Genomic DNA, 25,786 nt, shown 5'->3' on the forward strand with positions numbered 1-25,786 from the left:
GCAGCGGCGACAGGATCGGGATAACCGCAGGTCAGGGCAAGATGCGCTGACGCTCAGCCGACATTCATCCAGCCGAAGCGGATCGGGAAGCCTTCGCCGCCGAGCAGGTTCACCGTCTCGTAAAGCGGCAGGCCGACAACGCCGGTATAGGAGCCGACGAGCTTGACCACGAAGGAGCCGGCAATGCCCTGGATGGCATAGGCGCCGGCCTTGCCGCGCCACTCACCTGAGGCGAGGTACATCTCGAGATCTTCGGTCGAGAGCCGCTTGAAGCGCACGCGCGTCTCGACGATGCGGTCACGGATCGCTCCGCCCGGGGTCACAAGGGCAACGCTGGTATAGACGCGATGGGCGCGCCCGGAGAGCATCCGCAGGCAGGCAGCTGCCTCATCGACGATCTCCGCCTTGGGCAGGACCCGACGGCCGACTGCGACCACGGTATCGGCCGCCAGGATGTAGCAGCCTTCGAGATCGGGGCGGCTCTTCGCGCCTTCCCGCGCGGCCAGCGCCTTCTCGCGCGCCAGGCGGCGCGAAAGATCGCGCGGACGCTCGCCTTTCAGCGGTGTCTCGTCCAGATCGGACGGCAGCATGGCGTCGGGCTTCAACCCGGCCTGCTCCAGCAAGGCCAGCCGGCGCGGAGAGGCCGAAGCCAGGACCAGCATAGGCCGCCAGCCGGGCTGCTTGGGAGTGGAGAAGAAACTCAAGGGCGTTCGTCTCTGAGGCTCGCAGGCGCCCATGGCGGACACCCTCCGACCAAGCCTCTAGATCATTTTCGCCGGTTGCGAAATCTCTCTGAACCGCCACGCGCCGAATGCAATCCTGGAGCGCAATACCCATTTCGTTATGTTCACTGCGCATAAAATACGCAGCCTCGCCCTTGCGTTTCAGCCTTTCACTTGACACATTAAAGCCTGCGGCCCGCAGACGCGGCCTCTTTGCGAGGCCGGAGTCCTTTCCGACCTGTCCCGTGTTCCGGAGCCCTTCACCGAAATGACCACATCGACCCGACGTCCGCGTTCCGCTCTGGGAACGGGAGTGGAAGCGCAGGCGCTCGTGAGCAAGGTCATGACGATGCAGGCCGAGGCCGGGCTGACCATCGCGATGCGGATGCCGATCCTGCTCAAGGGCGCGCTCGGCGACCGGCGCGGCCAGCGCGAGGCGACGAAGGCCCTGACCGAGAAGGTTTCCGCGGTGATGGAAAGCGGCCTCGCCGCGAGCCAGGCTGTCAGCCTGTTCTGGTGGGATCTGGCCTTCAGCCCATTCAGCCAGCTCGACATGAGCGAGGCGGTCGCCCGGGCGACCAGCAACACCCTCGAGCCATTCTCGAAACGAACCCGCGCCAATGCGGCGCGGCTGAGCAGCCGCCGCCGCTAGATTATAGCGACCGGATTTCGCGTCCGACCCGATAATCCAATCGTCTGTGCTTGCATCGGCTCTACCGAAAACCGCAATCCACTTTTCGGGCCGACGCTTTGGCGCGCTCGCGTCGGCTTTTCCGAAAACCGCAATCCACTTTTCGGGCCGACGCCCTAGTCGGTATCCGACACGGGCGTCTTGCCGCCCTCGGACGGAGCTTCCACCAGGCCGGCGTTGTATTCGCGCTCGAGCTTGCGATAGCGCGCAACGCTGATCGGGATCAGCGCGAGATAGGCCAGCACGATCAGCGACAGCATCTCGAAGGGGTAGGCAAAGAGCAGCCCCGCCACCACCACCACCGCGACGAAGAGCGGCAGCACCTTCTCACGCGGCACGCGGGTGCCGAGCGTCTTGCCGGCATAGCAGGGGATGCGCGAAATCGTCAGGAAGGCGATGAACAGGATATAGATCCCGACCAGCAGGGCGCCATATTCCTGCACCGGCACACCGATGAAATGCAGATAGAGCGGCAGCATCGCGGTGATCGCGCCCGCGGGCGCCGGCATACCGACGAAGAAGTTCTTCTGCCAGTCGGGACGATTGGGATCGTCGATCATCACGTTGAAGCGCGCGAGCCGGAGCGCCATGGCGCAGGCCAGCGTCAGCACGATGATCCAGCCGAAGGAGCGCAGATCGTGCAGGACGAAAATCCAGAGCACATAGCCCGTGGCGACGCCGAAATTGACGAAATCCGAGAGCGAATCGAGCTCGGCGCCGAAGCGCGACGTGCCCTTCAGCATGCGCGCCAGGCGGCCGTCGACGCCGTCGAGCGCGGCAGCGATCAGGATGAAGATCGTCGCCGATTCGAGCTTGCCCTCGACCACGAGCCGCATCGCGGTCAGGCCGAGGCAGAGCGCCAGCAATGTGATGACATTGGGCGCGATCAGCCGAAACGGGATCGCCTTGAAGCGCGTGCGCTTCGATTCAGCCTGCTCGGGCTCGAAGGGGGGAAAGAGATCGCTCATGCCAGCCGGAATACGCGGTTTTAGGCCCGGAGGCTAGGAGCAGTCGGCGATCATCCCGGGCGCCGCATCACGGCGCTCCGGGATGTCGAAAGCGCTCAGATTCCGCGGAAGCTGCGCCGTGTTTCGCTGGCCGAGACATCGGCCAGCACGGTCTCGCCGGCGATCGCGGTCTGGCCTTCGCCAACCAGCGGAATCACGCTCGTCGGCAGATAGACGTCGACGCGCGAGCCGAAGCGAATCAGGCCGAAACGCTCGCCGGTCGCAATCGCATCGCCCTCCTTGACGAAGGGCACGATGCGCCGCGCGATCAGGCCTGCGATCTGGACGACGCCGACCGTGCCGGCCGGGGTCTCGATCGCCAGCGCGTTGCGCTCATTGTCCTCGCTCGCCTTGTCGAGCTCGGCATTGAGGAAGAGGCCCGGCGTATAGGCCATCTTGATGATGCGGCCCGAGACCGGGGCGCGGTTCACATGGCAATCGAAGACGTTCATGAAGATCGAGATGCGCGTCATCGGCTCGGCCGGCAGGTTCAACTCCGGCGGCGGCAGCGCCGAGGCGATCTGGCTGATGCGGCCATCGGCCGGCGAGATCACCAGCCCCTCGCGTTGCGGCGTGACCCGGATGGGATCGCGGAAGAAATAGCAGACCCAAATCGTGATGATCGCGCCGAGCCAGCCGAAGGGCGACCAAAGATTGGCGAGCACGATCGTCGCCACCAGCGCGATCGCGATGAAGACGTAGCCCTCCTTGTGGATGGGAACGATCACTTTGCGGACGGAATCGACGAGCGACATGGGCAATCCTGTTTGGTCTTGTCAGCGCGTCGGCAGAGTGACGCTCCCCTGCGGCCCGAATGGGGCGGCAGGCATTGCCGCGTGATTTACGGGGTTCGGCGCTCCGGGGGAAGAGGCCGCATGCCGCGCCCCTTGTGGCAGACGAAACTCCGCCTCTTTGCCGCCGCGTCTTCCAGACAGGGCAGCGGAACGGCTAGAAGTGCAGCCATGGCATTGGTGCGGAGTGCGGGACATGGCGGAGGCGGGCGATATCGACACGGCTCTTCTGGCCAGGCTTGGCTGTGACGATGTCAGCCTGCGGCTGAGCAGGAGCTATTCGCCGGAAACCTCGCCCTGGCGCGCCGCCGCCTATCGCTTCGACATCCTGGCCGAGGCTGAGCCCGCCGGCACGATCAGCCTGCGGCCAGGCGCGAGCTATCTCCTGACCCATCTCGCCGGGCAGATCGGCTTTTCCGTCGAGCCAGCCTATCGCGGGCGCGGCCTCGCCGGCAAAGCCGTGACGGCGCTGCTTCCCCTGGCCAAGGCGTGCGGCCTCAGCGAACTCTGGCTGACGACGACGCCCGACAATCTCGCCTCCCGCCGCACGCTGGAAAGGCTCGGCTGTGTCCTCGTCGAAGAGGTCACGATCCCGGAAAACTACGAAAGCTATGCCCGCGGCGAGCGCCTGAAGCTGCGCTACCGGCTGGAGCTGGACTGAGCGTAGCCGTCAGTCGGCCGGGCACTGCCCGACAAGCTCGGCCAGCGCGCTCCGGCCGGATGCAAGGTCGAAATCGGCAGAAACCGCCCCGCTGCCCTGAGCCGGGATCAACACACTCATCTCGGCCCCGCCGAGGATCAATCCGAGTAGGGACGCCGGGCGCGCAACATGCACGGCCCGGTCCGCCCCGACCGCGCCCGCCAGTTCAACCGCCGGCTGACCATCGGCTTGAACGAAGGATGCAGCCGCCCGCCCCGCCTTGCCGAACAGTCCGTCATTGTTCAGCGGCAGAAAGGCGATGGACAGGCTGGCCTCGATGCAGCGGATCGCGAGGCCGACATGGGCCTCTCTATCGCTCAGCACCGCCGCGACATCCTTGCGCCCGCCCTGCCGGTCATTGGTAATGACCACCCAGTTGCCGATTTTCTTCGTGCCGGAGGCCTGCACAGGCATGGCCGACAGCGCCAGGACCAGGCTGGCGCCGAGCCCGAACACCGCTCGCAAGCGCTTCGCTGCCGTCATCGCGTGGCCCCTGAGGGGCGGCTGAGCGCACCGAGCGCCGCCGCCCAGGGCGCAGGGGCCGGCAGCATGACATCCGCCGGAAAATGCGGGAGCAGTTCGAAGGCGAGCCGCTGGCCTGCCCGGTCCTCCTGGACCACGAGAGTATCGAAGCGAAGCAGCTGAGCGGAGGCTCGCGGCAGGACAGCGCCGGCCGCGACAGGCTTGCCCGCAACCATCAGGACGAAGCAACTATCGGCCGGATTCCAGCCCCGCTTCGCTGCGGGGCTCTCGGGCGCGCCGCCCTGCACGAGATATCCGCCCTGCCAGCGTATCGAGAGCGCCTCATCGAGCCGAAGCGGTTGCCGATCGGGAGGAAGTGTCGATTCAAGCGGCGACGGCGACATTCTGAGCAGCGAGCACGTCTGGACGATGCCCGGCCGTCCCGGCTTGACGATCCAGAGCTCCCAGCCCTGCTCCGTCGCGGCAGCGGCCCGGTCCGCGGCCAGGATGGAGAAGAGAAGCGCCCCGGTCAGGCGCAGGCGCTTCAGCATGGTGTCACCGCGGCAGGCAAGGATCGGCCAGTTGCGTGGGAGCGAGCCATCGCCACGCAAGCCACGCAATCCTCAGGCGAGCGCCGTCGGGCTGCGGACGAAGCGGCGCGCGGCGAGATAGGTCAGCACCACGAAGATCAGCAGCACGAGCCCTTCGGCAATCGCGAAGGGCGGCTCTGACTGGGTCGGCGCCATGGCCTGGAGAAACGGCACCTTCATGAAAGCCTGCGCGACCGCAACGAAGATCAGCAGATAGAAGGCGAGCATCGCCGTGACCGCATAGATCCGCCGCCAGGCGCCATCGAGCCTGCGAGCGTAGAGGGCGTATCCGGCAAGGCCGACCAGAATGAGCGAGATCGCACCGACGATATGCGAGGGCAGGAGGCCGTTGAATGGAAAGCCGAAGCCCGTCGCGCTGGTGGCAAACGCGGTGGAGAGGAAAATTCCGGTCCAGCGCGGCCGCGTGTGCCCTTTCAGCATGGCCGCGGCGACGGGAAAACCCGCCACGATGGCGATCAGGCTGAGCCAGGTATGAAAGCCGGTGAAGGTCGTCGGATCGAACATGAGCAGCCCCCGCAATGCTCCACCGGCTTCGTGTGAAACCGGCGGAGTATAGCATGCAGGAAGCAGGCCGCGTTTGGCGAGAGAATTCCGTCGCCCCGACTACTGCGTCAGGGTCACTCTCACACTCTCTTCTTCTTCCTCGGTCGCGCGCTTCAGCGTCGCCTTGGCCTCGTCGACCTGGCGCTGACGGTTCCAGAGCGCCGCATAGACGCCATCCGCCGCCAGCAACTCGCGGTGATGGCCGCGTTCGACGATCAGGCCCTTGTCCAGCACGATGATCTCGTCGGCATTGATTACGGTCGAGAGCCGATGGGCGATGACCAGCGTCGTGCGCCCCTCGCTGACCCGGTCGAGCGCGTCCTGGATCTCCTTCTCGGTGAAGGAATCGAGCGCCGAGGTCGCCTCGTCCAGCACCAGGATCGGCGGCCCCTTCAGGATGGTGCGGGCGATGGCGACGCGCTGCTTCTCGCCGCCTGAGAGCTTCAGGCCGCGCTCGCCGACGGAGGTCTCATAGCCGTCGGGCAACGACCGGATGAAGCGGTCGATCTGGGCGAGCCGCGCCGCCTCCTCGACCTCGGCCTCGGTCGCATCCGGCCGGCCATAGCGGATATTGTACTCGATCGTGTCGTTGAACAGCACGGTGTCCTGCGGAACCATGCCGATCGCCGAGCGCAGGCTGACCTGCTGGATCGCGGCGATATCCTGCCCGTCGATCATGATCCTGCCCTTGGCCGGTTCGTAGAAGCGGAAGAGCAGGCGCGAAATCGTCGACTTGCCGGCGCCGGACGGGCCGACGATGGCGATCGTCCTGCCCGGCGGCACCGTGAAGGAAATACCCTTCAGGATCGGCCGCTCAGGGATATAGGCGAAATGCACGTCCTCGAAGCGGACCTCGCCTGCATCGACGCGAAGCGGCGGGGCGCCCGGATGGTCCTGGATCTCGGGATCGCGGCCAATCAGGGCGAACATCTCGCCGATGTCGAGGGTCGCCTGCTTGATCTCGCGATAGACCGTGCCCATGAAATTCAGCGGCTGGTAGAGCTGGATCAACATGGCGTTGATCAGCACGAAATCGCCGACCGTATGCGTGCCGGCCTGGAAGCCGCGCACCGCCATCACCATCGAGATCGTCAGGCCCGTCGCGAAGATCGCCGCCTGTCCGAAATTGAGCCAGGCGAGCGAGGTATAGGCCTTGATCGAATTGCGCTCGTAGCGCGCCATCGAACGGTCGTAACGGGCTGTCTCGCGAGCCTCTGCTCCGAAATACTTCACCGTCTCATAGTTGAGCAGCGAGTCGATCGCCTTCGAATTGGCGTCGGTATCGGACTCGTTCATGGCGCCGCGAATGGCGATGCGCCATTCGGTGGCCTTGATCGTGTAGGCCATGTAGGTCGTCACCATCACCACCAGCACGACGACATAGAGCCAGTCGAACATCGTCAGCAGCACGGCGGTGATCAGGGCGACTTCGACCACGACCGGCACCAACTGGTTCAGGCCGAGGCGGACCATTTCCTCGATGCCGTTGCGGCCGCGCTCCAGCACGCGGGTCAGACCGCCGGTCTTGCGCTCGAGATGGAAGCGCAGCGAGAGATAATGCAGATGACCGAAGGTCTGCAGCGCCAGCGTGCGCACCGCATGCATGAACACGGGTGCGAACAACGCGTCGCGCATCTGGATGAAGGCCGAGGAGCCGACGCGCGCCAGCCCGTAGATCAGCGTCAGGGTCAGCGGTGCGCCGACCAGCCAGGGCAGCCAGCGCCCGAGACTGGTCGGCGTGTTCGCCAGGGCATCCGTCGCCCATTTGAAGGTGAAGGGCACGCCCATCAGCACCATGCGGCCAATGACCAGCAGGATGAAGGCCGCGACCACGCGCTTGCGTAGATCGGCGCGATCCGGTGGCCAGAGATAGGGCCAGAGCGCACGGAAGGTCGCGACAAAGCCGGAGCCGGGTTGCAGGACGGCCGAGTGGGCGAAGTTCGACGCTGGAGGCGGCGCGGCAGGCGGGGACATTTTTCAAACAGTTCCAAGTTGAACCGCCCATATATCCGCGATCGCGGGCGAATGCATGAGCCTTGCTGCAAGTCGGGGATTGCGGAACACGCGCGCCGGCTTGGCCTTGTTCTCGTCGAAGGACCGGTGTGAGATGGCGTCGGAGCGGTCAATGCTCGGATCGGGGAAAGAAACAGCCATGAGAGCTCAACGGGTTATCCTTGCCGGCCTGATCGGCGCCAGCGTCTCACTCTGCCTCGCGACGCTTCCCGCCCTGGCGCAATCAGCGCGGCCGCCGGCACAGATCAAGGTAACCAATGCCCGCAGCGTGCCATTGAACACGCTCGAAATCACCACCTCGGGTGAACAGCCCCGCCTCGTCGCCAAACTCGCCAAGCCGCTCGCTCCCGGAAAGAGCGCCGTGCTGAAACTCAACAAGCCGGCAGGCTGCAGCTATTTCGTGCTCGGTCGCTTCAGCGACGAGGTCGAAAACGACAATGACGGCGTCGATCTCTGCAGGGAAAAGACGATCCGCCTGACGGATTGAGCCGCCAGGGCCATCATGGCCGGGCCTCGTCCCGGCCATTCCCGACCGCGGCGGCACCGCCGAACGCTCATCCGCAGAATGATTGCCAGGTGGGCGCTGCGCCTCACCCGGGAATCGCGGCGGATCAAAAGCCCTCGTCGCTTACGCCGTCGCGCCGGCCCGCATCAGCTTGTAGGTGATCGAGTCGACCAGCGCCTGGAACGAGGCGTCGATGATGTTGGCGCTGACACCGACCGTGGTCCAGCGTTCGCCGGTCTCGTCAGCGGATTCGATCAGGACGCGCGTCACCGCATCGGTGCCGCCCTGGAAGATGCGGACCTTGTAGTCGACGAGCCGCAAGCCGCCGATCAGCGACTGATAGCGGCCGAGATCCTTGCGCAAGGCGACGTCGAGCGCATTGACCGGACCGGCAGAGCCCTCGGCAGCCGAGATCAGCAGCTCGTCGCCGACCTGCACCTTCACGATCGCCTCGGAGAAGGTGACGAGCTCGCCATTGGCGTTGTAGCGGCGCTCCACATTCACCTTGAAGCGCTCGACCGTGAAATAATCCGGCACCTCGCGCAGGATCCGCTTGGCGAGCAGGAAGAAGGAGGCGTCGGCCCCCTCGAAGGCGTAGCCTTGCGCCTCCTTGTCCTTGAGCTCGTCGAGCAGGCGCCCGAGCCGCGGATCGTCGCGCCCAAGCGTCACGCCGATGCGCTCCAGCTCGGCAACGAGGTTGGACTTGCCGCCCTGGTCGGAGATCAGGACCTTGCGGATATTGCCGGTCGCTTCCGGCGCGACATGCTCATAGGTGCGCGGGTCCTTCAGCACCGCTGAGGCATGGATGCCGGCCTTGGTCGCGAAGGCAGACGAACCGACGAAGGGCGCGTGCCGGTTCGGGGCGCGGTTCAGCATCTCGTCGAGGGCCCGCGAAACATGGGTCAGCTCGCCGAGCTGCTGCTCGTCGACATTGATGCTGAAGCGCTCGCGATACCTGTCCTTCAGTTTCAGCGCGCCGATCAGCGTCACCAGATTGGCGTTGCCGCAGCGCTCGCCGAGCCCGTTCAGCGTGCCCTGGATCTGGCGGACCCCCGCCTCGACCGCCGCCAGCGAATTGGCAACGGCGCAGCCGCAATCGTCATGGGCATGGATGCCGAGATGATCGCCCGGCACGACCTTGGCGACCTCGGCAACGATGGCGCCGACCTCGTCCGGCAAGGTGCCGCCATTCGTGTCGCAAAGCACGACCCAGCGCGCGCCCGCCTCATAGGCTGCCCGCGCGCAGGCCAGCGCATAGTCGGGATTGGCCTTGTAGCCGTCGAAGAAATGCTCGCAGTCGAGCATCACCTCGCGTCCGGCCGCCTTCGCGGCCTTCACGCTGTCGGTGATCCCCTCGAGATTGTCCTCGAGCGAGATCTCGAGCGCGACATGGACATGGTAGTCCCAGCTCTTGGCGACGAAGACGATGGCGTCGGCCTTCGCCTCGAGCAGGGCAGCGATGCCCGGGTCGTTGGCGGCCGAGCGCCCTGCCCGCTTGGTCATGCCGAAGGCAGCGAACTTGGCCTTCGAAGTCGGCTTCTCCGCGAAGAAGGCGGTATCGAGCGGGTTCGCCCCGGGATAGCCGCCCTCGACATAGTCGATGCCGAGCTTGTCCAGCATGGCGGCGACCGCGCGCTTGTCGTCGAGCGAGAAGTCGACTCCGGTGGTCTGGGCGCCGTCGCGCAGCGTCGTATCGAAAAGATGGACGCGGGCGCTCATCGCCCGGCCCTCATCCGATAGCGCAGCACACGCGGCATCACCATGGCGAGCATGACGAGCTTCATGGCGACCGAGAGCGCACCGGCGCGCCGGATCTTCGGGGCATCCCGGTTCATCGTTTCACTTCCCATGTCATGTCCGTCTCATGGAGCGTCGCTCCATCGAGATCGTGCCAAAGCGTGTCCTGGACCTCGTCGCCACGACGAAGAATATCGGCGTTCCAGAAGCGACGAATGCGAAAGCCCTGCTCCTTCAGCCAAGCGTCCCGAACGGCGTCATAGGTGCTTTCTGCATGGTGGCCGCCATCGGCTTCGACGATCAGTCGCTTCGACGGACACACGAAATCGACGATATAGGAACCGATCTGGACCTGCCGACGGAACTTGAAACCGCTGAACCGCCTGTCGCGCAGGAGGTGCCAAAGCTTGCGCTCGGCCTCCGTCGGCTCCTTGCGCATCGAGCGCGCGCGCTGGCCGAGCTTGGCACGCAGCGACGGCGCATGCTCCCCTTCTCCCCCTGCGGGAGAAGGTGGCCGCGCAGCGGCCGGATGAGGGGTCGCGCTTCCCTGTCCGGTTGAAGCAGAATGAGCCGAAGGCCGGCAAGCGTCGCGCGACCCCTCACCCCAACCCTCTCCCGCAAGGGGAGAGGGGGCTTGGTCGCGGTTCATCGCTTGACCTGCCATGCTGTCGTGGGCTCGCCCGTCGCCGGGTCCTTGCCATCCTTGAGCTGGATGCCGATCGCCGCAAGTTCGTCGCGGATGCGATCGGACTCGGCAAAGTCCTTGGCGCGACGTGCTGCAAGCCGGCGCTGGATCAGATCGTCGACACGCGTCGCGAAGCCGTCATCGGTCGCCGTCCGGATGAGGAACTCCTGTTCCTTCCGCCCCCAGGCCTGACGATTCAGGCCGAGGAAATCGACGCTTGCCGCCAATGCGCGCGCAGCCTTCGGATCGCCGGCCTTCGCTTCGCGTGCGAGACCGTGAAGCCGCGTCATCATCTTGGCCGTGTTCAGGTCATCGGCCAGCGCGGCGATGATTTCGGCATCCACGTCGCTTGGAGTGGCCTGCGGTTCCGTCGGAATGCCACGCAGGACTTCCTCCCAGCCACCGATGATGGACTCGACCTCCTCCAGCGACTTCACCGTCCAGTCGATCGGCTGACGATAATGCGTCTTCAACATCGCAAGGCGCAGCACTTCGCCCGGCCATGTCCGGCCGCCGAAGGCATCGGTCTGCAGCAGTTCGTTGATGGTGACGAAGTTGCCGAGAGACTTCGACATCTTCTCGCCTTCGACCTGCAGGAACCCGTTATGCATCCAGATATTCGCCATGCGGCCGGCGCCATCGGCACCGCCGAAGGCGCAGCAGCTCTGGGCGATTTCGTTCTCATGATGCGGGAAGACGAGGTCGATGCCGCCGCCATGGATGTCGAAGACATTCCTGGCGGGGTCATCGCAGGCGAGCCCGCCGCCGAAGGGTGCGAGCAGCTTCGCCATCGACATGGCCGAGCACTCGATATGCCAGCCGGGGCGGCCGGGCGTGGCGATGCCGGCCGGGGAAGGCCAGCCGGGGTCGATGCCGTCGCGGCTTGGCTTCCACAGCACGAAATCCATGGCATCGCGCTTGTAGGGCGCGACATCGACACGGGCGCCGGCCATCATCTCGTCCAGCGAACGCCGGGCGAGCGAGCCGTATTTCGGTGCCTTCCCCAGGCTCGCCACAGCCGGCACATGGAACAGCACATGCTCCTCGGCGACATAGGCGATGCCACGGGCGATGAGGCGCTCGATGATCGCCTTCATCTCCTCGATATGGTCGGTGGCGCGCGGCTCGGCATCGGGGCGCAGATTGCCCAGCGCATCGACATCATTGTGGAACTGCGCCGTCGTCGTCTGCGTGACCCGGGCAATCGCCTCGTTCAGCGGCAGGCCCGGAAAGTCGCGGGCGGCGCGCGCATTGATCTTGTCGTCGACGTCCGTGAGGTTGCGGGCATAGGTGACATGCTCGGGGCCATAGAGATGGCGGAGCAGCCGGTAGAGCACGTCGAAGACGATGACCGGGCGGGCATTGCCGATATGGGCGTAGTCATAGACCGTCGGACCGCAGACATACATGCGGACATTGCCGGGATCGATCGGCGCGAACGTCTCTTTCGTCCGCGTCAGCGTGTTGTAGAGCCTTAAAGTCGGCGTCATCGAAACGGTCCTGGCGAATAGGCGACGAGAAGCGTGGTCCGGGYCGCTGGCCGGGGGCGCTTTCTGTCGGGTCGTTTCAGGACGATGACGTGAGCAGCCGGCCAGCGAAAGCTAGCGGCAAATAATGCAAATCCGGATGGCGGCCTGCGTCATGAAAAACTGATTGCCTGTGCGCGGGCTTTGCGTCAAGAGGGCGCCCGAGTTTGTTGCGCCGCAACATAGCTGACGCCGAATTCATTCAAATTTAACGGACTGGAACCATCCTCATGCTTCGAAGGTTCTTTGGCCTGTCGGGTCACGAGGAAAGATCGAGAATGCGCCGCGCCATCGCCCTGATCGGCCTGTTCGGAATCGTCGGAGCCGGCCTCTCGCTCGCAGTCCTGCCGACCTCGAAGACGGTGGCCGCTTCCAACGACCAGCGCATTTTCCTGATTCCGGCGAGCGACGGCTATGGCGTCGCCGACTGCCTGTCCTCGAAGACTTCGGAATGCGGCAAGATCGTCGCCGATGCCTGGTGCGAGGCCCAGGGTTTTGCGAAGGCGACAGCCTTCGGCATCGCCTCGCGCGAAGATTTCACCGGTTCGGTCTCGAAGCCTGTCATCACCGAACCGGCCGAACAGCCGCTCTCGATCACCTGCGGCGGCTGAGCCTGCGGCTCACCTCACCCAATCCGAGCATTTCGGCGCCTCGCCTACCCCGCCCCAGGGCATGATCGGGACGGTGGATGTCGAATTCTGCGGCGACCCGTCGATCAGCTTGTCGGAATAGACGAGATAGACCAGCACGTTGCGCTTGATGTCGCAGCCGCGCACGATCTGCATCTTCTTCCAGACCATCGAGCGGCGCTCGCGGAAGACGACATCGCCCTGCTCGAACTTCTCCTTGAACTTGATCGGACCGACCTGACGACAGGCGAGCGAGATCTCCGAGACCTCCTCCGCCACCCCGAACATGCCGGAGACGCCGCCCTTCTCGGGGATAGTGTAGTGGCAGGCCACACCCTCGACGATCGGATCGTCGACGCCATAGACGGCGAGCTTGTCGTTCGGCGTCAGCATCTTCCAGACGGTCGATTTCCTGAAGATCAGGTCCTCCTGGGCCTGTGCGGCCCCGGTCAGACCGAGCCCTAGCGCCAACAGAGCCAGGGCCAGGGCGCGTGAAGAGGTGGTACCACAGGCGCGCATTCTCGATCTCCTGACTGTTCCGCGTAGCCGGCGCCGCATATGGGTTCTGAGGCGAAGCAATGCCAGAGGCGTCCGATGCAGACCAGCAAGATGCCGGCGACGACGCAGCCGATCCTCGCGACGGACCGCCTCATCCTCAGGCCGAGAACCATTGAGGATCTCGACCATGTCATTGCAATGAATTCCGATCCGGAGGTGATGCGACACATCGCGCCAGTCGGCACCGCCTTCATGAGCAGGGAGGCCGTGGCGAAGCGCAGCTTCACCCATGTCGATCGGGGGCTGGGCTACTGGTCGATCAGCCCGCGCGAAAGCCCTGGCGCGTTGCTGGGCTATGTCGCGCTGTTCCCCGGCGCTCCGGCGACGGCGCAGATCGAGCTGAGCTACCGCTTCGAGACGCGCCATTGGGGCCGGGGTTATACGACGGAGGCGGCCTCGCGCCTGCTCCAGCACGGTTTTGGCCCATTGGACCTAACCGAGGTGGTCATCCTCACGCACCCGTTGAACGCGGCATCCCTTCGTCTGGCGGAGAGGCTCGGTTTCCAGCGCGAGAGCGACCGGTGCTCATGGCTGATGGGCGATCCGCACTTCCTCTGCGCCTTCTTCCGCCTCGGCCGCGCCGGCTGGCTTGCCACCCATGACGCAGCCGCGGCACCGGTCGTCACACCGCCAGTGGCTTGAACACCAGATAGGCCGCGGCCAGCGCGCCGAGCACGCCGAGCGTGAACAGCACCAGCTTCAACTGCGTGAAGCCGCTCGCCATGGCGACATCGCCCGCCTCGACCCGGGGGTATTTGTCGAGCAGCCGGGCAATGACAAAATTCTCGACGACATCGCAGAGCCCGCCGAAGAGCCAGCCGCCGCCGCATAATGCCGCCACCCACCAGGGATAGCCGCGCATCGCGACGCCCGCGACCATGATCGCGCCGACGATCGCATAGGTCAGGGCGAAGGCGACATCGGCCGGCAGCACCCGGTGACGGTAGCGGTTGCGGCGTTCCTCGCCATAAGCTGCGAAGAGCTTTTCGACATCGGCAGCGTTGAAGCCGTTCCAGTCGCTCTCGAGCATGCGGGCCACGCCCTGACGGCTCGCCCAGAGCCCGGTGAGCCAGAACATCAACATCACCAGCGCCGGCCCCCACAGGAAGAACGAGAGCGGGATGGCGCTGGAATAGAGCGGAACGGGATCGATCATCGCGGCCAAGGCTCCGGCAGAGGAAATGCGACGTTACCGCGCCTCGCGCGCCAGCGCCAAGGCCTGACGCAGGATCTCCACGTCACCGATATGATTGACGAAGATCAGGACGAGCCTTGCATTGAGCGCCACGCTCTCGGCCTCGGAGAGATCGCGATGCGCCTCCGCGATCATCCGGAACGCCGCGTCGGGATCGGAGAGATTCGGTTCCGTGACAAGTTCGCTGCTCATGCTGCGGCGCGCCCTTCCAGCCTCTCGATCGCGGCCGCCAGTTGCACAGGTGTCGCCTGGCGAAACCGCGCCGCGACATGGCCGTCAGGACGCAGCACGACGGCATCGCCCGGCGTCAATCCGTAACGTCGCGCCAGGGGCTCGTCTCCCCCATCTCTGGCGGGAACGTCGACCCACAAGGCGGCGGCAGGCGTCATGCCCTCGGCCGCCACCCCGCAGGCGATGATGACCGGCCGGCCCTCGGCCAGCGTCTCGCTCAGCCAGCGCCGCCCGCCGGCTGTGGATGGCAGCGCAGCGTCGTGGAAGGAGGTGCCCGCCGCGAGCCCCCCCTGCCAATCCGGGCCAGGCGTCGAAAGCGGCGACGCCAGATAGGTCGTCGGCTGCGAGAGACGCCCGGAATTGACGAAGCCCCGGGCGAAGCCGGCCTTGCCGGCCAGGGCAAGGGCCGCATCGCGCAAGACCCGCTCGCCTGGCGAGCGCGGCGCGATGAAATCCGTGGCGCGGGTCGAATGCAGGATATTCTCCTGCGCTGCTTCGACACGCTCCCTGTCATAGCTGTCGATCAGAGAAGCGGGACTCTGCCCTTTCACGACCAATGCCAGTTTCCAGCCGAGATTGTCGGCATCCTGGATGCCGGAATTGGCGCCGCGCGCGCCGAAGGGCGAGACCTGATGCGCCGCATCGCCGGCGAAGACCACCAGACCATGAACGAAGCGCGCGAGCCTGCGGCACTGGAAGCGGTAGACCGAGACCCATTCCAGCGCGAAATCGTCATGGCCGAGCATCTGCCGGATGCGCGGCCGCACGATCTCGGGCTGTCGTTCATGCTCGGGGTCGGCGTCGCGATCGAGTTGCAGATCGATGCGCCAGACATCGTCCGGCTGCTTGTGCAGCAGGGCCGACTGTCCGGAATGGAAGGGCGGCGCGAACCAGAACCAACGCTCGGTGGGGAATTCCGCCCGCATCTTCACGTCTGCGATGAGGAACTTGTCCTCGAAGGCCTCACCGCGAAACTCCAGGCCAAGCAGCGCGCGCGTCGGCGATCGCGCTCCGTCGCAGGCGACCACCCAGCCGGCATCGAACTGGTAGGGCCCATCCGGCGTCGCGATGGTCAGGAGCGCGCCGTCGCTACGAGGCTGGATGCCGGTGAGACGGTTCGACCAGCGCAGATCGATCAGCGCCTCCGCAGCCGCAGCGTCGGCCAACGCCGCTTCGACGTAATATTGCTGCAGGTTGATGAAGGCCGGCTGCTTGTGGCCAGGCTCGGGCAATAGATCGAACTCATAGAGCTGCTCCTGCCCGCGAAAGACCCTGCCCCGCTGCCAGGTGACGCCTTTCGCGACCATGCCTTCCGCGAGGCCGAGCCTGTCGAAGATCTCGAGCGTACGCTTGGCAAAACAGATCGCGCGCGAGCCCTCGCCGATGCGATCGGAATCATCGATCAGCACGACGGGAACGGCACGGCGCGCCAGATCGAGCGCGAGCGTCAGCCCGACCGGGCCGGCGCCAATGATGACAACCGGATGATGGGCCGGTTCGCGTGCATCCTGGTCAGGGCTGCGGCGATAGGCGAAACGGCGCAGCTCCGTCGTCATCCGATCGCCTCCGGCCCCTCGATCCCGAGCCCCCGCAGATCCGAGGCACGCCGGCCGGCATCGAAAGCGAGGAAATACTCATCGAGCTGCGGCGGCGCGACCGTCGTGCCGGCGAGCATGGCGTGGGCCTGGCCGCGATGATGGATCTGATGCTGGAAGAGATGCGCGAGCAGATCGTCGATCCGCTCGGGCACCTTGCCGTCATCGCCGCGATCGGTCTCGACCTGCCGTGCCAGCTCTGCCTCGCTCAACGCATCGCAGAAGGCGATCAGGCGGCGATCGGTCTGCCCCTGCACGATGAGGAGCGCGGCCGCGTCGAGCGGCCGGAAGGTATCGAAGACGGCGAGCCCGCGCCCGCCCTGCTCCAGGGCGTCGAGATAGAACTGATCGACCGAGAGATTGTGGTTCAAGGTCTCGTGGAGCGAGGGGAAGAAGCTCGTTCGCGTGGCCCTGAATGCCTCGTCGTCCAGTTCGGCGCAGGCGCGCAGCAGCCGGTCATTGGCCCAGCCATTGTTGCGGGCCGCCTTGCGCAGATAGGCGACGAGCGACACCGCCCTACCCTCGCAGGTCGAGCCACATCTGGCGATCGCGCTCGTCGGTCCAGATGCGGGGATGATCGAGCCCGTTGGCCTCGTCATAGGCACGCGAAACATTGAAGGGCAGGCAATGCTCGAAGATCACCCAGTCGCCATAGCCTGGCTTCAAAACGGCATGGACACGCTCGAAGGTCTCGCGGAGCGAGCGGCCCGCGCCGGCGTTCTGCTTCACGGCGTCATAGAGGTCGCTGAGAAAGGCGCGCGTGCCGCTGATGCCATCGGCGACCATCGCCGCATCGGTCAGCGCAGCGCCCCGGCCAGGCACCATCGCGACCGAGCCGAGGGCCGACAAATGGTCGAGCGTCGTCGGCCAGTCCTCGAAATGGGCATCGCCGCAATAGGGCGTCGCACCATATTCGACGAGATCCCCCGCGAAGGAGACCTCGGCATCGGGAATCCAGGCGACGATGTCGCCTGCGGTATGACCGCGCCCGAGCTTCATCAGCCTGACCTCGCGCTTGCCCAGCCAGATCGAGGCGGTGTCGGAAAAGGTCATGGTCGGCCAGGTCAGGCCCGGGCGGATCGAATCCGCGCCCTGGAAGAGCCGCGGAAACCGGCCGATCTCGCTCGCCTTGTCCTGCTCGCCGCGTTCCACGATCATCTCGCGGGCGACATCGGAGGCGACGATCTCGCGGGCGCTGTAGGCTGGCGCTCCCAGCACGCGGACCGCGTGGTAATGCGAGAGCACGACATGGCTGATCGGCTTGTCGGTGATCCTGCGGACGCGTTCGATCACGGTTTCCGCCATCTTCGGCGTCGCCTGCGCATCGAAGACGAGCACGCTCTCGTCACCGACGACGACCCCGGTATTGGGGTCGCCCTCGGCGGTATAGGCGTAGATGCCCCGGCCGATCTCATCGAAGGAAACGGTCTTCTCACCGAGATCGGCACTGGAGGCGAAGGCGGGCTTGTCAGTCGACATGGGGCAGCACGTCCTGTTCGATCGCACCGAAAATGGAAGAACCATCCCCGTCCTTCATCTCGATACGAACCGTATCGCCGAAGCGCAGGAAAGGCGTTGCCGCGGTGCCCGACTTGATGATCTCGACCATGCGCTGCTCGGCGATACAGGCGTAGCCGACGCCTCCCAGCGCGATCGGGCGCCCCGGGCCACCTTCGTCGTCGCGGTTCGAGACCGTGCCGGAGCCGATGATCGTTCCGGCCGAAAGCGGGCGCGTTCGCGCGGCATGAGCGATCAGCGTGCCGAAATCGAAGGTCATGTCGATGCCGGCATTCGGCTGTCCGAAGGGCTGGCCGTTGAGCAGCGACAGCAACGGCAGATGCAGCTTTCCGCCCTGCCATGCCTCGCCCAGTTCATCCGGTGTCGCGGCCACCGGCGAGAAGGCCGTCGGCGGCTTCGACTGGAGAAAGCCAAAGCCCTTCGCCAGTTCGTCCGGAATCAGGTTGCGCAGGCTGACGTCATTGACGAGCATCACGAGGCGGACATGGCCATGCGCCGCTTCCGCAGAGACCCCCATCGGCACGTCGCCGGTGATGACGGCGATCTCGGCCTCGAAATCGATGCCGTCCTCCTCGTAGCGGATCCGGATCGGCTGGCGCGGCCCCAGCAGGGCGTCGGATCCGCCCTGATACATCAGAGGGTCGCTCCAGAAACTCTCGGGCATCTCCGCGCCCCTCGCCTTCCTGACGAGCGCGACATGGTTCACATAGGCCGAGCCGTCGAGCCATTGATAGGCGCGTGGCAAGGGGGCTGCGCAATCATGCTCGTGGAAACGGAAGGATGGGACGGAGCCATGCTCCAATCCTTCTGCTAGATCGGCCAGGCGCGGCGCATGGCGCCCCCAGTCGTCGAGCGCGGCCTGCATGGTCGCGACCACGGGAAAAGCGTCCGTGGCGCGCGTCAGGTCTTTGGAAACCACGACAAGGCGGCCATCACGACCGTGCATGAGGGAAGCGAGTTTCATCTCTTTCCAATCCGTGACGAACACGCGAGATTGCGCGCAACAAACCTCTGGGAGTTCAGCTTATGAAACGCCGCGACTTTTTGAAAACCGGTGCGCTGGCAGCGGCTGCGACGCCGGTCGCGATGCCGGCGATCGCGCAGTCGCAACCTGAGGTGAAGTGGCGCCTGACCTCGAGCTTCCCGAAGGCGCTCGACACGATCTACGGCACGGCCCAGCAGTTCGCGAAATACATGTCGGACGCGACCGACGGCAAATTCCAGGTCCAGACCTTCTCCGCCGGCGAGATAGTGCCGGGCCTGCAGGCCCTCGACGCGGTCACCTCCGGCACGGTCGAATGCGCGCATACGCCGACCTATTTCTATATCGGCAAGGAGCCGGCACTCGGGCTCGGCACCGGCATCCCGTTCGGACTCAACGCGCGTCAGCAGCATTCCTGGTGGTTCTTCGGCGGCGGCGAGGAGATCATCAATTCGGCGCTGGCCAAATTCAATGCCTATTCGATCCCCTGCGGCAATTCCGGCTGCCAGATGGGCGGCTTCTTCCGCAAGGAACTGACCTCGCTCGATGATCTCAAGGGCCTGAAGTTCCGTATCGGCGGCATGGGCGGGGCCGTGCTGGCCAAGCTCGGCGTGGTGCCCACGCAGATCGCAGGCGGCGACGTCTACCCGGCGCTGGAGCGCGGCACGATCGACGCCGCAGAATTCGTCGGCCCCTATGATGACGAGAAGCTCGGCTTCGTGCGCGTCGCCAAATACTACTACTATCCCGGCTGGTGGGAGGGCGGCGCCATGCTGCATCTCGTCGTTGGCCAGGAGGCCTGGAACAAGCTGCCGAAGCACTACCAGGCGATCGTCCATCACGCCTGCGAGGCTGCCAATAACTGGATGCTGGCCAAGTACGATGCGGTGAACCCGGGTGGCCTGCGCCGGCTGGTCCAGCAGGGCGCACAGCTCAAGGCCTTCCCGATGCCGATCATGGAAGCGGCTCTCAAGGCGGCGGACGAGTACTACGCCGAGACCTCCGCCAAGAGTGAGTTGTTCAAGAAGGGCTACGACTCGATGGTCGCTTTCCGCGGCGAGAACCTGCTCTGGTGGCAGGTGGCAGAGCTGTCGTACGACTCGTTCATGAACCGTCTGCGGTCGCGCTGAGGCGCCACCGGGACCAATAGATGGCGCCGGGTCAGACAAGTTTGATCCGGCGCGGCGCATGCGCCACCATCGCCTCGGCCAGGTGGGCGCAGACGGCTTTCGGGCGCGTGTCGAGCACGGGCTCGACCATCCCCGCCGCCTTGCCACGCTGCTTGCCGGCGCGCCGGCGGAGTTTCTTCCTGACGTTCCTCAGGGATCTGGTCGTGGCGGTTTCCGCCAGTTGCCGCTCTGTCAAATCAAGATCGACGACCGCACCGAGATGTGTGCGCAAACGCTCGACCGCCTCGATCTGCTCCTTGTAGTGACCGGGATCGGCAGGCTGGAAGAAGCTGAGCTGATAGCCGAGATCGATGATGCGGGTGCGCCAGGCGTGCAGGCGCTTCAGGCTCATCCGGCGCGGATCACGGCGCGCCGCGCGTCTGGCCTTGCGGTAGCTGCGCCGGAACCCGGCGAGCAGGAAGCCCCCGCGCTCGCCAGCCACCGACCACTCCTCCATCCTGGCAGCGAGACGGTCGAGCTCCGTTTGCATCGCCGCAACGGTTTCCGGCAGCGGCATCGGGTCAGGCGGAGGCTCGACCAGCTTGCCGCGTTCGCTGGGCAGCAGCTCCTGCAAGGTCCGCGCGACGACCGCAGCTTCGCGGGTCGCGGTGAAGGTCTGGCGCAGGCGCTTGATGCCGGCCCGGAGCAGCGCCGTCTCCTCCTCCAGTGCAGCCGGCGAGAGCTTCAGCAGGGAACGCCACGCCTTCATCAGTCGGCGGAAATCATGAACACCCTTGGCGGGGTCGCTCTCCAGGCGGTCGAGTAACCGCCGCCCCTGCAACGGCATCTCGCGACAAACTGCGAGCCAGTGCTGGGCCCAGAGCCGCATCAATGCCGGACCGCTGGGCACCGCATTGCGCGACGTCCGGGCGCGCGGGCTCCTGCCGCCGCTCAGCCGAACCGGTGCTTTCGCGGGTATCGCCAAGGCGCGCTCCTTGCGAAGTTCGGGAGCGCATTGAGCGACAAGCATTCGGGCTCCGCAAGTGCCTTGCAAGGATCGGAACGCTACCAGGCCTCGCGCCTCGTCGGATCGAAACGCTTCTTCAGGCCCTCCCAGCAGGCGCTGTAGTCCGGCTGCCGGGCGGGCAGGCTCGCGGCGTAGCCGGTGACGCGCTGGGGGAAGCGGGTCTCGAACATGAAGGCCATGGTCCCGGTCAGCTTCACGGGCTTGAGCTCGACCGTGCTTGCATGTTCGAACGCCTGCGCGTCCGGGCCATGCGGCAGCATCATGTTGTGGAGGCTGAAGCCGCCAGGCGTGAAGCCCTCCGGCTTGGCGTCATAGACGCCGTAGATCAGCCCCATGAACTCGGACATGATATTGCGATGATACCAGGGCGGGCGGAACGTGTTCTCCGCGACCAGCCAGCGCTCGGGGAAGATCACGAAGTCGATATTCGCAGTGCCGGGTGTCTCCGAGGGCGCGGTCAGGACCGTGAAGATCGACGGGTCGGGATGGTCGAAGGAGATCGCCCCGACCGGCGAATAATGGCGCAGGTCGTATTTGTAGGGCGCGTAATTGCCGTGCCAGGCCACGACATCGAGCGGCGACTGGCCGATCGGCGTGGAGAAGAGTTCCCCGCCCCATTTCGCATAGAGCGTCGACGGCGTCTCATCGTCTTCATAGGCCGCGATGGGAGTCAGGAAATCGCGCGGATTGGCCAGGCAATTCGCGCCGATCGGGCCGCGATCCGGCAAGGTGAAGGAGCCGCCATAGTTTTCGCAGACATAGGCGCGGGCCGGTCCGCCCATCAGCTCGCAGCGGAAGACGACGCCGCGCGGAATGATGCAGATCTCGCCGGGCTCGATCTCGATCACGCCGAATTCGGTGCAGAAGCGCAACGCCCCCTCCTGCGCCACGATGAGCAATTCGCCATCGGCGCAGAAGACGTATTCGCGTTCCATCGAGGCCGTGACGAAAACCATATGGGCGGCCATGCCGGCCTGGGTCTCGGCATCGCCAGCGGTCGTCAGCGTGCGCAGCCCGGTGAGGAAGGTCAGCGACTCCGATGGCATCGGAATCGGGCTCCAGCGCAGCTGTCCGATCGGCAGCTCGGCCTCGTCGCGGCAGGGCGCACTGCGGATCAGCCCCTTGTCGACCTTCTTCCAGCGCCCGCCATGCTTGACGCTGGGCCGGATGCGGTAGAGCCAGGACCGCTCGTTCGAGGAGCGCGGCGCGGTGAAGGGCGAGCCGGATAGCTGCTCGGCATAGAGGCCATAGGCGGGCCTCTGCGGCGAATTGGGGCCGACCGGCAAGGCGCCGGGCAGCGCCTCGGTCTCGAAACTATTGCCGAATCCCGACATGTAGCGCGTGCCGGTCGCGGCCTGGCGCAGCGGGGCTGTATGAATCTGTGCCTGGACATTCATGAGCATTTCCCCTTCCGCTGCCGGACCGCTTTGACAAGAACGCAGGTTCCGGAAAGATCGGAGCGGGCGTCCCGCCCCGACCTCAGCTAGTTACAGATGAAACTAATGTCAACGCAGCCCGAGCCTCCCCCACCCGGCGACGAAACGACCTTGCGGCTGGAGCAGTTCCTGCCCTATCGGCTGAACGTCGTCGGCCATTTCGCCAGCCGCGCGCTCGGACGAATCTATAGCGAGCGCTTCGGCATAGGCATTCCCGAATGGCGTGTGATCGCGCAGCTCGGCGAATTCGGAAAGCTGACTTCGCGCGACATCGGCGAGCTGTCCCAGATGCACAAGACCAAGGTTTCGCGCGCCGTCAGCGAGCTCGAGAAGCGCGGCCTGACGTCGCGCAGCGAGAATCGCGAGGACCGGCGCGAGGCCTTCATCAGCCTTACCCCCCGCGGCTCCCGAACCTATGCCGAGATCGTGCCCCTGGCGCTCGCCTTCCAGGCGCGCTGGACCGAGGGACTTCCGGCAGAGGAGCTGCGCGTGTTCGAACGCGTGCTTTCGATTCTCACCGAACGGGGCCGCCATCTCGCCGGCGGCTATCACGAAAGCGAAGGCTGAATTGCCGCTTGCCGCCAAATATGGCATGCCGGGCCTCGCCATGGCCGTCCGCCCGAATCCGCGCCGCGCCATCGCAGGACCCGTCCTTAGTTCCGTCGCGTTTGGCAGGTGAAACTCCCGCAAAGCGATTGCCCGGTTTCCGGGGCGGATCGAACAAGCAGGTAATATGGCCCGACCGGCGATGAGACTACGACTAACCCGGCGCCTCGGCGCGATGCTGCTGGCCTTCTCGGCGATGGGTGGAGCGGCGCTGGCGCAGTCGCCCGCGTGCAATGCCTGGCGCAGCGAACTCGCGAGCCTGCAGGGCCAGCGCGGGGGCGATCCGCGTGCCGCGCAGCAGGCGCAGCGCGTCGGCGCCCAGCTCTCGCAAAGCGTCAGCCAGTTCCGCGCGATGGGCTGCGAACGTGGCGGATTCCTCTTCTTCGGTGCGCAGGCGCCCCCGCAATGCGGCGGCCTGCAGGCACAGATCAACCAATTGCAGTCCCAGTACACGGCACTCCAGCGCCAGGCACAGGGCGGAGCTGCCGAGCAGCGCCGCATGCAGCTCGCCGCAGCGATCGAGACCAATTGCCGGGGGGGCGGGCAGCAGCGCGGCTTCTTCGAGACGATCTTCGGCATCGAGCCTCGCCGCGGTGAGATCGATTCGACCATGCCCGAACTCGATCCGGACATGCAGCCGCTCGATTCGGAGAAGCCCCGCCAGGGCGGCCCCAATACGGTCTGCGTCCGGACCTGCGACGGCTATTTCTTCCCGCTCGCCAACAGCCCCGGCGGCCGCGACGGCCAGGATGAAATGTGCCAGGCGCTCTGCCCGGGGACGGAGACGCTGGCCTTCGGCATGAGCACCGGCGGCGACATTCAGAATGCTGTCGCCCGTGCTAGCGGGACGCCCTATTCGTCGCTGGCGAACGCCGGAAAATACATTCGAAGCTTCGATTCCGCCTGCACCTGCCGGGCGCCGGGCCAAAGCTGGTCCCAGGCGCTGCGCAATGCCGAGGAGCTTCTCGACAAGCGCAAGGGCGACGTCATCGTCACCGAACAGCGCGCAGCCGAGCTGTCGCGGCCCAAGCCCGATCCCAAGCGCAGGACCGCGACACCCGCGCCGGCTCAACAACAGCCGATCCTGTCTGATGCCGACGACAAGCCGATGCCGTCCGAGAATTCGCCGACTTCGGGCACGGAGTCGGCCGGCATGGGTCCGCAGAGCGTCGAGCCCGAGAAGGTCGTGCAGCAAGGCGACGGCGTGAAGAAGGAAAGCCGCAGCGTCACCGGCGAGCGGCGCACGGTCAGGATCGTTGCGCCCAACCTCGCACCCAATCTGGGCCCCGCAGTCGCGCGGCCCTGACGCCGGCAGCGCCGCCGCAACGGCGCCTCGTGCGTCGGCGGCGAGGGCTGCGTCATGCGCCAGAGCGGAGAGCGGCGCTTAAATACCCCGCAGATCAAGCGCTGGACGCATGACGCCGACAGGCGCATATACAGGCAAGACCACCCCGGCCGGCCTGGATACGCGCCAGATTTCGTCAGGATTGCTCTTCCAGCGCGCAATCCTACTCTGACGGCCTCCTTGGCAGAGCCCAGCAGAGGCGTCCCATGTCAGAGACAACCGCCAACACGCATACCGGAATGGATCTGGCCGATACCCGTCGTCGCCTGAAGGCGATCTTCATGGGCTCGGTCGGCAATCTCGTCGAATGGTATGATTTCTACGCCTACACGGCCTTCGCACTCTATTTCGCGCCGCATTTTTTCCCGTCGCACGATCCGGTCGTCCAGCAGCTCAACGCCGCGACGCTGTTTGCCGCCGGCTTCATCGTCCGCCCGATCGGCGGATGGCTGTTCGGTCACATCGCCGACCGCTATGGCCGCCGGCTTTCGCTGACGATCTCGGTGCTGATGATGTGTTTTGGGTCGCTGATCATCGCGCTGACGCCGACCTATGCGACAATCGGATTTGCAGCGCCCGCGCTGCTCGCTCTCGCGCGGATCATCGAAGGCCTGAGCCTCGGCGGCGAGTACGGGGCAAGCGCGACCTATCTCACCGAGATCGCCGACCCGAACCATCGCGGGTTCTATTCGAGCTTTCAGTACGTCACGCTGATCGGCGGCCAGTTGACCGCCATCGTGGTGCTGCTGCTGCTCCAGAACGTGTTCCTGACCCATGAACAGCTCGTCGCCTGGGGCTGGCGCATTCCTTTCGTGATCGGAGCCCTGCTCGCGATCACCGCGATGTTCATGCGCCGCCACATGCACGAAACGGAATCCTTCGTCGAAGCCAGCAAGACGAAGAAGCGCGAAAGCTCGCTGCGCGGGCTGCTGAAATACCCGCGCGAGGTTGCGATCGTGGTCGGCCTGACGGCCGGCGGCACCGCGGCCTTCTACACCTTCACCACCTATATGCAGACCTTCGTGAAGCAGACCGTCGGCCTGTCCGACATCACGACGACCTATGTCATCGCCGGTTCGCTGATCTTCGCCTCGATCCTGCAGCCGATCTATGGCGCCATCTCGGACAGGATCGGCCGCAAGCCGCTGCTGATCTTCTTCGGCGTTGCCGGCTCGCTGCTGACGGTGCCGATCCTGACGATGCTGTCCCAGACCAAGTCGCCCTGGATGGCGTTCCTGCTGATCTCCGGAGCCTGGATCTTCGTCGCMGGCTATACCTCGATCAATGCCGTGGTGAAGGCCGAACTGTTCCCGACCGCGATCCGCGCCACAGGCATCGCCGTGCCCTACGCCGTGACGGTCTCGATCTTTGGCGGCACGGCGCCTGCGATCGCGCTGTTCTTCAAGCAGCAGGGCCACGAGCAGTGGTTCTTCTACTACCTGGCGGGCGTGATCTTCCTGTCGCTGCTGGTCTACGCGACCATGCGCGACACCAAGCATGAATCGGCGATGCACCGGCACGAGTGATCCACGGCGCCATTGCCCGCTGGACCGATGTCGTCC

Annotated in this window: 28 protein-coding genes; 9 read left to right on the top strand and 19 right to left on the bottom strand. The window is 65.5% G+C overall.

What is annotated here, in order from left to right; translation table 11 throughout:
- Positions 1-53: 53 nt before the first annotated feature.
- Positions 54-662: a Maf-like protein gene (locus AC1DGP_RS08360; RefSeq protein ID WP_476775735.1), complete on the bottom strand. Its 609-nt coding sequence runs from the start codon at positions 660-662 to the stop codon at positions 54-56.
- Between the two features lie 328 nt (positions 663-990).
- On the opposite strand from AC1DGP_RS08360, the gene AC1DGP_RS08365 reads away from it, so the two are divergent.
- Positions 991-1,374 (top strand): hypothetical protein, encoded by a 384-nt coding sequence (locus AC1DGP_RS08365; RefSeq protein WP_141739951.1) that lies wholly within the window; start codon positions 991-993, stop codon positions 1,372-1,374.
- A gap of 155 nt (positions 1,375-1,529) precedes the next feature.
- Here the strand turns inward: AC1DGP_RS08365 and AC1DGP_RS08370 are convergent, their stop codons facing one another.
- Positions 1,530-2,381: a CDP-alcohol phosphatidyltransferase family protein gene (locus AC1DGP_RS08370; RefSeq protein ID WP_476775666.1), complete on the bottom strand. Its 852-nt coding sequence runs from the start codon at positions 2,379-2,381 to the stop codon at positions 1,530-1,532.
- A gap of 95 nt (positions 2,382-2,476) precedes the next feature.
- Positions 2,477-3,175, bottom strand: coding sequence for a phosphatidylserine decarboxylase (locus tag AC1DGP_RS08375; RefSeq protein ID WP_441507899.1), 699 nt, complete (start codon positions 3,173-3,175; stop codon positions 2,477-2,479).
- 232 nt (positions 3,176-3,407) lie between these two features.
- Between AC1DGP_RS08375 and AC1DGP_RS08380 the strand changes: the two genes are divergently transcribed.
- The gene (locus AC1DGP_RS08380) at positions 3,408-3,872 is read left to right on the top strand and encodes a GNAT family N-acetyltransferase (protein WP_441507900.1); all 465 of its coding nucleotides are present in this window, start codon (positions 3,408-3,410) and stop codon (positions 3,870-3,872) included.
- 9 nt (positions 3,873-3,881) lie between these two features.
- Here the strand turns inward: AC1DGP_RS08380 and AC1DGP_RS08385 are convergent, their stop codons facing one another.
- The 4 genes from AC1DGP_RS08385 to AC1DGP_RS08400 all read right to left on the bottom strand — a co-directional run bounded on the left by AC1DGP_RS08385 (position 3,882) and on the right by AC1DGP_RS08400 (position 7,501).
- The gene (locus AC1DGP_RS08385; RefSeq protein ID WP_441507901.1) at positions 3,882-4,394 is read right to left on the bottom strand and encodes a hypothetical protein; all 513 of its coding nucleotides are present in this window, start codon (positions 4,392-4,394) and stop codon (positions 3,882-3,884) included.
- Positions 4,391-4,984, bottom strand: a complete 594-nt coding sequence (locus AC1DGP_RS08390; RefSeq protein ID WP_441507902.1) for a hypothetical protein — start codon at positions 4,982-4,984, stop codon at positions 4,391-4,393. Before AC1DGP_RS08390 ends, AC1DGP_RS08385 begins: the two co-directional genes overlap by 4 nt.
- 12 nt (positions 4,985-4,996) lie before the next feature.
- On the bottom strand, positions 4,997-5,488 hold the full coding sequence (locus AC1DGP_RS08395) for a hypothetical protein (RefSeq protein ID WP_441493068.1): 492 nt from the start codon (positions 5,486-5,488) through the stop codon (positions 4,997-4,999).
- 99 nt (positions 5,489-5,587) lie between these two features.
- The gene (locus AC1DGP_RS08400; RefSeq protein WP_441507903.1) at positions 5,588-7,501 is read right to left on the bottom strand and encodes an ABCB family ABC transporter ATP-binding protein/permease; all 1,914 of its coding nucleotides are present in this window, start codon (positions 7,499-7,501) and stop codon (positions 5,588-5,590) included.
- A gap of 178 nt (positions 7,502-7,679) precedes the next feature.
- Here AC1DGP_RS08400 and AC1DGP_RS08405 point away from each other — a divergent pair, with 178 nt between their 5' ends.
- Positions 7,680-8,027: a hypothetical protein gene (locus tag AC1DGP_RS08405; RefSeq protein ID WP_441493071.1), complete on the top strand. Its 348-nt coding sequence runs from the start codon at positions 7,680-7,682 to the stop codon at positions 8,025-8,027.
- Between the two features lie 141 nt (positions 8,028-8,168).
- Here the strand turns inward: AC1DGP_RS08405 and cimA are convergent, their stop codons facing one another.
- The 3 genes from cimA to cysS all read right to left on the bottom strand — a co-directional run bounded on the left by cimA (position 8,169) and on the right by cysS (position 11,957).
- A complete protein-coding gene (gene cimA / locus AC1DGP_RS08410; RefSeq protein ID WP_441493072.1) occupies positions 8,169-9,764 on the bottom strand; it encodes a citramalate synthase in 1,596 nt (531 codons plus the stop codon).
- Positions 9,765-9,876: 112 nt separating this feature from the next.
- Positions 9,877-10,254 carry an endonuclease domain-containing protein gene (locus tag AC1DGP_RS08415; RefSeq protein WP_441507915.1) on the bottom strand — a complete coding sequence of 126 codons (378 nt, stop codon included), beginning with the start codon at positions 10,252-10,254 and terminating at the stop codon, positions 9,877-9,879.
- Between the two features lie 173 nt (positions 10,255-10,427).
- The gene (gene cysS, locus AC1DGP_RS08420; RefSeq protein WP_441507904.1) at positions 10,428-11,957 is read right to left on the bottom strand and encodes a cysteine--tRNA ligase; all 1,530 of its coding nucleotides are present in this window, start codon (positions 11,955-11,957) and stop codon (positions 10,428-10,430) included.
- A gap of 314 nt (positions 11,958-12,271) precedes the next feature.
- Here cysS and AC1DGP_RS08425 point away from each other — a divergent pair, with 314 nt between their 5' ends.
- The gene (locus AC1DGP_RS08425) at positions 12,272-12,604 is read left to right on the top strand and encodes a hypothetical protein (protein WP_113512928.1); all 333 of its coding nucleotides are present in this window, start codon (positions 12,272-12,274) and stop codon (positions 12,602-12,604) included.
- Positions 12,605-12,613: 9 nt separating this feature from the next.
- On the opposite strand, the gene AC1DGP_RS08430 is transcribed toward AC1DGP_RS08425, so the two are convergent.
- A complete protein-coding gene (locus tag AC1DGP_RS08430) occupies positions 12,614-13,141 on the bottom strand; it encodes a CreA family protein (RefSeq protein ID WP_441493075.1) in 528 nt (175 codons plus the stop codon).
- A 75-nt stretch (positions 13,142-13,216) separates the two neighbouring features.
- Here AC1DGP_RS08430 and AC1DGP_RS08435 point away from each other — a divergent pair, with 75 nt between their 5' ends.
- Complete coding sequence (locus AC1DGP_RS08435; RefSeq protein WP_476768790.1) at positions 13,217-13,822, top strand: GNAT family N-acetyltransferase; 606 nt, start codon at positions 13,217-13,219, stop codon at positions 13,820-13,822.
- On the opposite strand, the gene AC1DGP_RS08440 is transcribed toward AC1DGP_RS08435, so the two are convergent.
- Genes AC1DGP_RS08440 through AC1DGP_RS08465 form a run of 6 tightly spaced genes read right to left on the bottom strand, consistent with a single transcriptional unit; the run spans position 13,803 to position 18,683 of the window.
- Positions 13,803-14,336 (bottom strand): hypothetical protein, encoded by a 534-nt coding sequence (locus AC1DGP_RS08440; protein ID WP_476831986.1) that lies wholly within the window; start codon positions 14,334-14,336, stop codon positions 13,803-13,805. The two genes, AC1DGP_RS08435 and AC1DGP_RS08440, sit on opposite strands and share 20 nt — an antisense overlap.
- Before the next feature lie 33 nt (positions 14,337-14,369).
- Positions 14,370-14,567 (bottom strand): DUF2783 domain-containing protein, encoded by a 198-nt coding sequence (locus tag AC1DGP_RS08445; protein ID WP_441507906.1) that lies wholly within the window; start codon positions 14,565-14,567, stop codon positions 14,370-14,372.
- Complete coding sequence (locus tag AC1DGP_RS08450; protein WP_441507907.1) at positions 14,564-16,162, bottom strand: FAD-dependent oxidoreductase; 1,599 nt, start codon at positions 16,160-16,162, stop codon at positions 14,564-14,566. Before AC1DGP_RS08450 ends, AC1DGP_RS08445 begins: the two co-directional genes overlap by 4 nt.
- The gene (locus tag AC1DGP_RS08455; protein ID WP_441493080.1) at positions 16,159-16,713 is read right to left on the bottom strand and encodes a DinB family protein; all 555 of its coding nucleotides are present in this window, start codon (positions 16,711-16,713) and stop codon (positions 16,159-16,161) included. Before AC1DGP_RS08455 ends, AC1DGP_RS08450 begins: the two co-directional genes overlap by 4 nt.
- A gap of 4 nt (positions 16,714-16,717) precedes the next feature.
- On the bottom strand, positions 16,718-17,680 hold the full coding sequence (locus tag AC1DGP_RS08460) for an MBL fold metallo-hydrolase (RefSeq protein WP_441507908.1): 963 nt from the start codon (positions 17,678-17,680) through the stop codon (positions 16,718-16,720).
- Positions 17,670-18,683, bottom strand: a complete 1,014-nt coding sequence (locus AC1DGP_RS08465; RefSeq protein WP_476831987.1) for a fumarylacetoacetate hydrolase family protein — start codon at positions 18,681-18,683, stop codon at positions 17,670-17,672. The genes AC1DGP_RS08460 and AC1DGP_RS08465 overlap by 11 nt, the downstream gene beginning before the upstream one ends.
- 62 nt (positions 18,684-18,745) lie before the next feature.
- On the opposite strand from AC1DGP_RS08465, the gene AC1DGP_RS08470 reads away from it, so the two are divergent.
- Entirely contained in the window at positions 18,746-19,831 is a 1,086-nt protein-coding gene (locus AC1DGP_RS08470) for a TRAP transporter substrate-binding protein (RefSeq protein WP_441493083.1), read from the top strand.
- 31 nt (positions 19,832-19,862) lie between these two features.
- Here AC1DGP_RS08470 and AC1DGP_RS08475 read toward each other — a convergent pair whose 3' ends face one another.
- Positions 19,863-20,795: a CHAD domain-containing protein gene (locus AC1DGP_RS08475; RefSeq protein ID WP_441507910.1), complete on the bottom strand. Its 933-nt coding sequence runs from the start codon at positions 20,793-20,795 to the stop codon at positions 19,863-19,865.
- Positions 20,796-20,875: 80 nt separating this feature from the next.
- Positions 20,876-22,234, bottom strand: a complete 1,359-nt coding sequence (hmgA, locus tag AC1DGP_RS08480; RefSeq protein ID WP_476831988.1) for a homogentisate 1,2-dioxygenase — start codon at positions 22,232-22,234, stop codon at positions 20,876-20,878.
- Between the two features lie 105 nt (positions 22,235-22,339).
- Here hmgA and AC1DGP_RS08485 point away from each other — a divergent pair, with 105 nt between their 5' ends.
- The 3 genes from AC1DGP_RS08485 (at position 22,340) to AC1DGP_RS08495 (ending at position 25,750) form a co-directional block, all read left to right on the top strand.
- Positions 22,340-22,840 carry a MarR family winged helix-turn-helix transcriptional regulator gene (locus AC1DGP_RS08485; RefSeq protein WP_441507912.1) on the top strand — a complete coding sequence of 167 codons (501 nt, stop codon included), beginning with the start codon at positions 22,340-22,342 and terminating at the stop codon, positions 22,838-22,840.
- 181 nt (positions 22,841-23,021) lie between these two features.
- Positions 23,022-24,185: a DUF2865 domain-containing protein gene (locus AC1DGP_RS08490; protein WP_441507913.1), complete on the top strand. Its 1,164-nt coding sequence runs from the start codon at positions 23,022-23,024 to the stop codon at positions 24,183-24,185.
- A gap of 245 nt (positions 24,186-24,430) precedes the next feature.
- Positions 24,431-25,750 (top strand): MFS transporter, encoded by a 1,320-nt coding sequence (locus tag AC1DGP_RS08495; RefSeq protein ID WP_441493088.1) that lies wholly within the window; start codon positions 24,431-24,433, stop codon positions 25,748-25,750.
- Positions 25,751-25,786 lie beyond the last annotated feature (36 nt).

The sequence above is a fragment of the Allobosea sp. 05T433 genome (assembly GCF_056396065.1).

Coding starts and splice junctions, on each gene's coding strand:
- AC1DGP_RS08360 (WP_476775735.1), bottom strand. CDS start 662: ATGCTGGTCCTGGCTTCGGCCTCTCCGCGCCGGCTGGCCTTGCTGGAG.
- AC1DGP_RS08365 (WP_141739951.1), top strand. CDS start 991: ATGACCACATCGACCCGACGTCCGCGTTCCGCTCTGGGAACGGGAGTG.
- AC1DGP_RS08370 (WP_476775666.1), bottom strand. CDS start 2,381: ATGAGCGATCTCTTTCCCCCCTTCGAGCCCGAGCAGGCTGAATCGAAG.
- AC1DGP_RS08375 (WP_441507899.1), bottom strand. CDS start 3,175: ATGTCGCTCGTCGATTCCGTCCGCAAAGTGATCGTTCCCATCCACAAG.
- AC1DGP_RS08380 (WP_441507900.1), top strand. CDS start 3,408: ATGGCGGAGGCGGGCGATATCGACACGGCTCTTCTGGCCAGGCTTGGC.
- AC1DGP_RS08385 (WP_441507901.1), bottom strand. CDS start 4,394: ATGACGGCAGCGAAGCGCTTGCGAGCGGTGTTCGGGCTCGGCGCCAGC.
- AC1DGP_RS08395 (WP_441493068.1), bottom strand. CDS start 5,488: ATGTTCGATCCGACGACCTTCACCGGCTTTCATACCTGGCTCAGCCTG.
- AC1DGP_RS08400 (WP_441507903.1), bottom strand. CDS start 7,501: ATGTCCCCGCCTGCCGCGCCGCCTCCAGCGTCGAACTTCGCCCACTCG.
- AC1DGP_RS08405 (WP_441493071.1), top strand. CDS start 7,680: ATGAGAGCTCAACGGGTTATCCTTGCCGGCCTGATCGGCGCCAGCGTC.
- cimA (WP_441493072.1), bottom strand. CDS start 9,764: ATGAGCGCCCGCGTCCATCTTTTCGATACGACGCTGCGCGACGGCGCC.
- cysS (WP_441507904.1), bottom strand. CDS start 11,957: ATGACGCCGACTTTAAGGCTCTACAACACGCTGACGCGGACGAAAGAG.
- AC1DGP_RS08425 (WP_113512928.1), top strand. CDS start 12,272: ATGCGCCGCGCCATCGCCCTGATCGGCCTGTTCGGAATCGTCGGAGCC.
- AC1DGP_RS08430 (WP_441493075.1), bottom strand. CDS start 13,141: ATGCGCGCCTGTGGTACCACCTCTTCACGCGCCCTGGCCCTGGCTCTG.
- AC1DGP_RS08435 (WP_476768790.1), top strand. CDS start 13,217: ATGCAGACCAGCAAGATGCCGGCGACGACGCAGCCGATCCTCGCGACG.
- AC1DGP_RS08440 (WP_476831986.1), bottom strand. CDS start 14,336: ATGATCGATCCCGTTCCGCTCTATTCCAGCGCCATCCCGCTCTCGTTC.
- AC1DGP_RS08445 (WP_441507906.1), bottom strand. CDS start 14,567: ATGAGCAGCGAACTTGTCACGGAACCGAATCTCTCCGATCCCGACGCG.
- AC1DGP_RS08450 (WP_441507907.1), bottom strand. CDS start 16,162: ATGACGACGGAGCTGCGCCGTTTCGCCTATCGCCGCAGCCCTGACCAG.
- AC1DGP_RS08460 (WP_441507908.1), bottom strand. CDS start 17,680: ATGTCGACTGACAAGCCCGCCTTCGCCTCCAGTGCCGATCTCGGTGAG.
- AC1DGP_RS08465 (WP_476831987.1), bottom strand. CDS start 18,683: ATGAAACTCGCTTCCCTCATGCACGGTCGTGATGGCCGCCTTGTCGTG.
- AC1DGP_RS08470 (WP_441493083.1), top strand. CDS start 18,746: ATGAAACGCCGCGACTTTTTGAAAACCGGTGCGCTGGCAGCGGCTGCG.
- hmgA (WP_476831988.1), bottom strand. CDS start 22,234: ATGAATGTCCAGGCACAGATTCATACAGCCCCGCTGCGCCAGGCCGCG.
- AC1DGP_RS08485 (WP_441507912.1), top strand. CDS start 22,340: ATGTCAACGCAGCCCGAGCCTCCCCCACCCGGCGACGAAACGACCTTG.
- AC1DGP_RS08490 (WP_441507913.1), top strand. CDS start 23,022: ATGAGACTACGACTAACCCGGCGCCTCGGCGCGATGCTGCTGGCCTTC.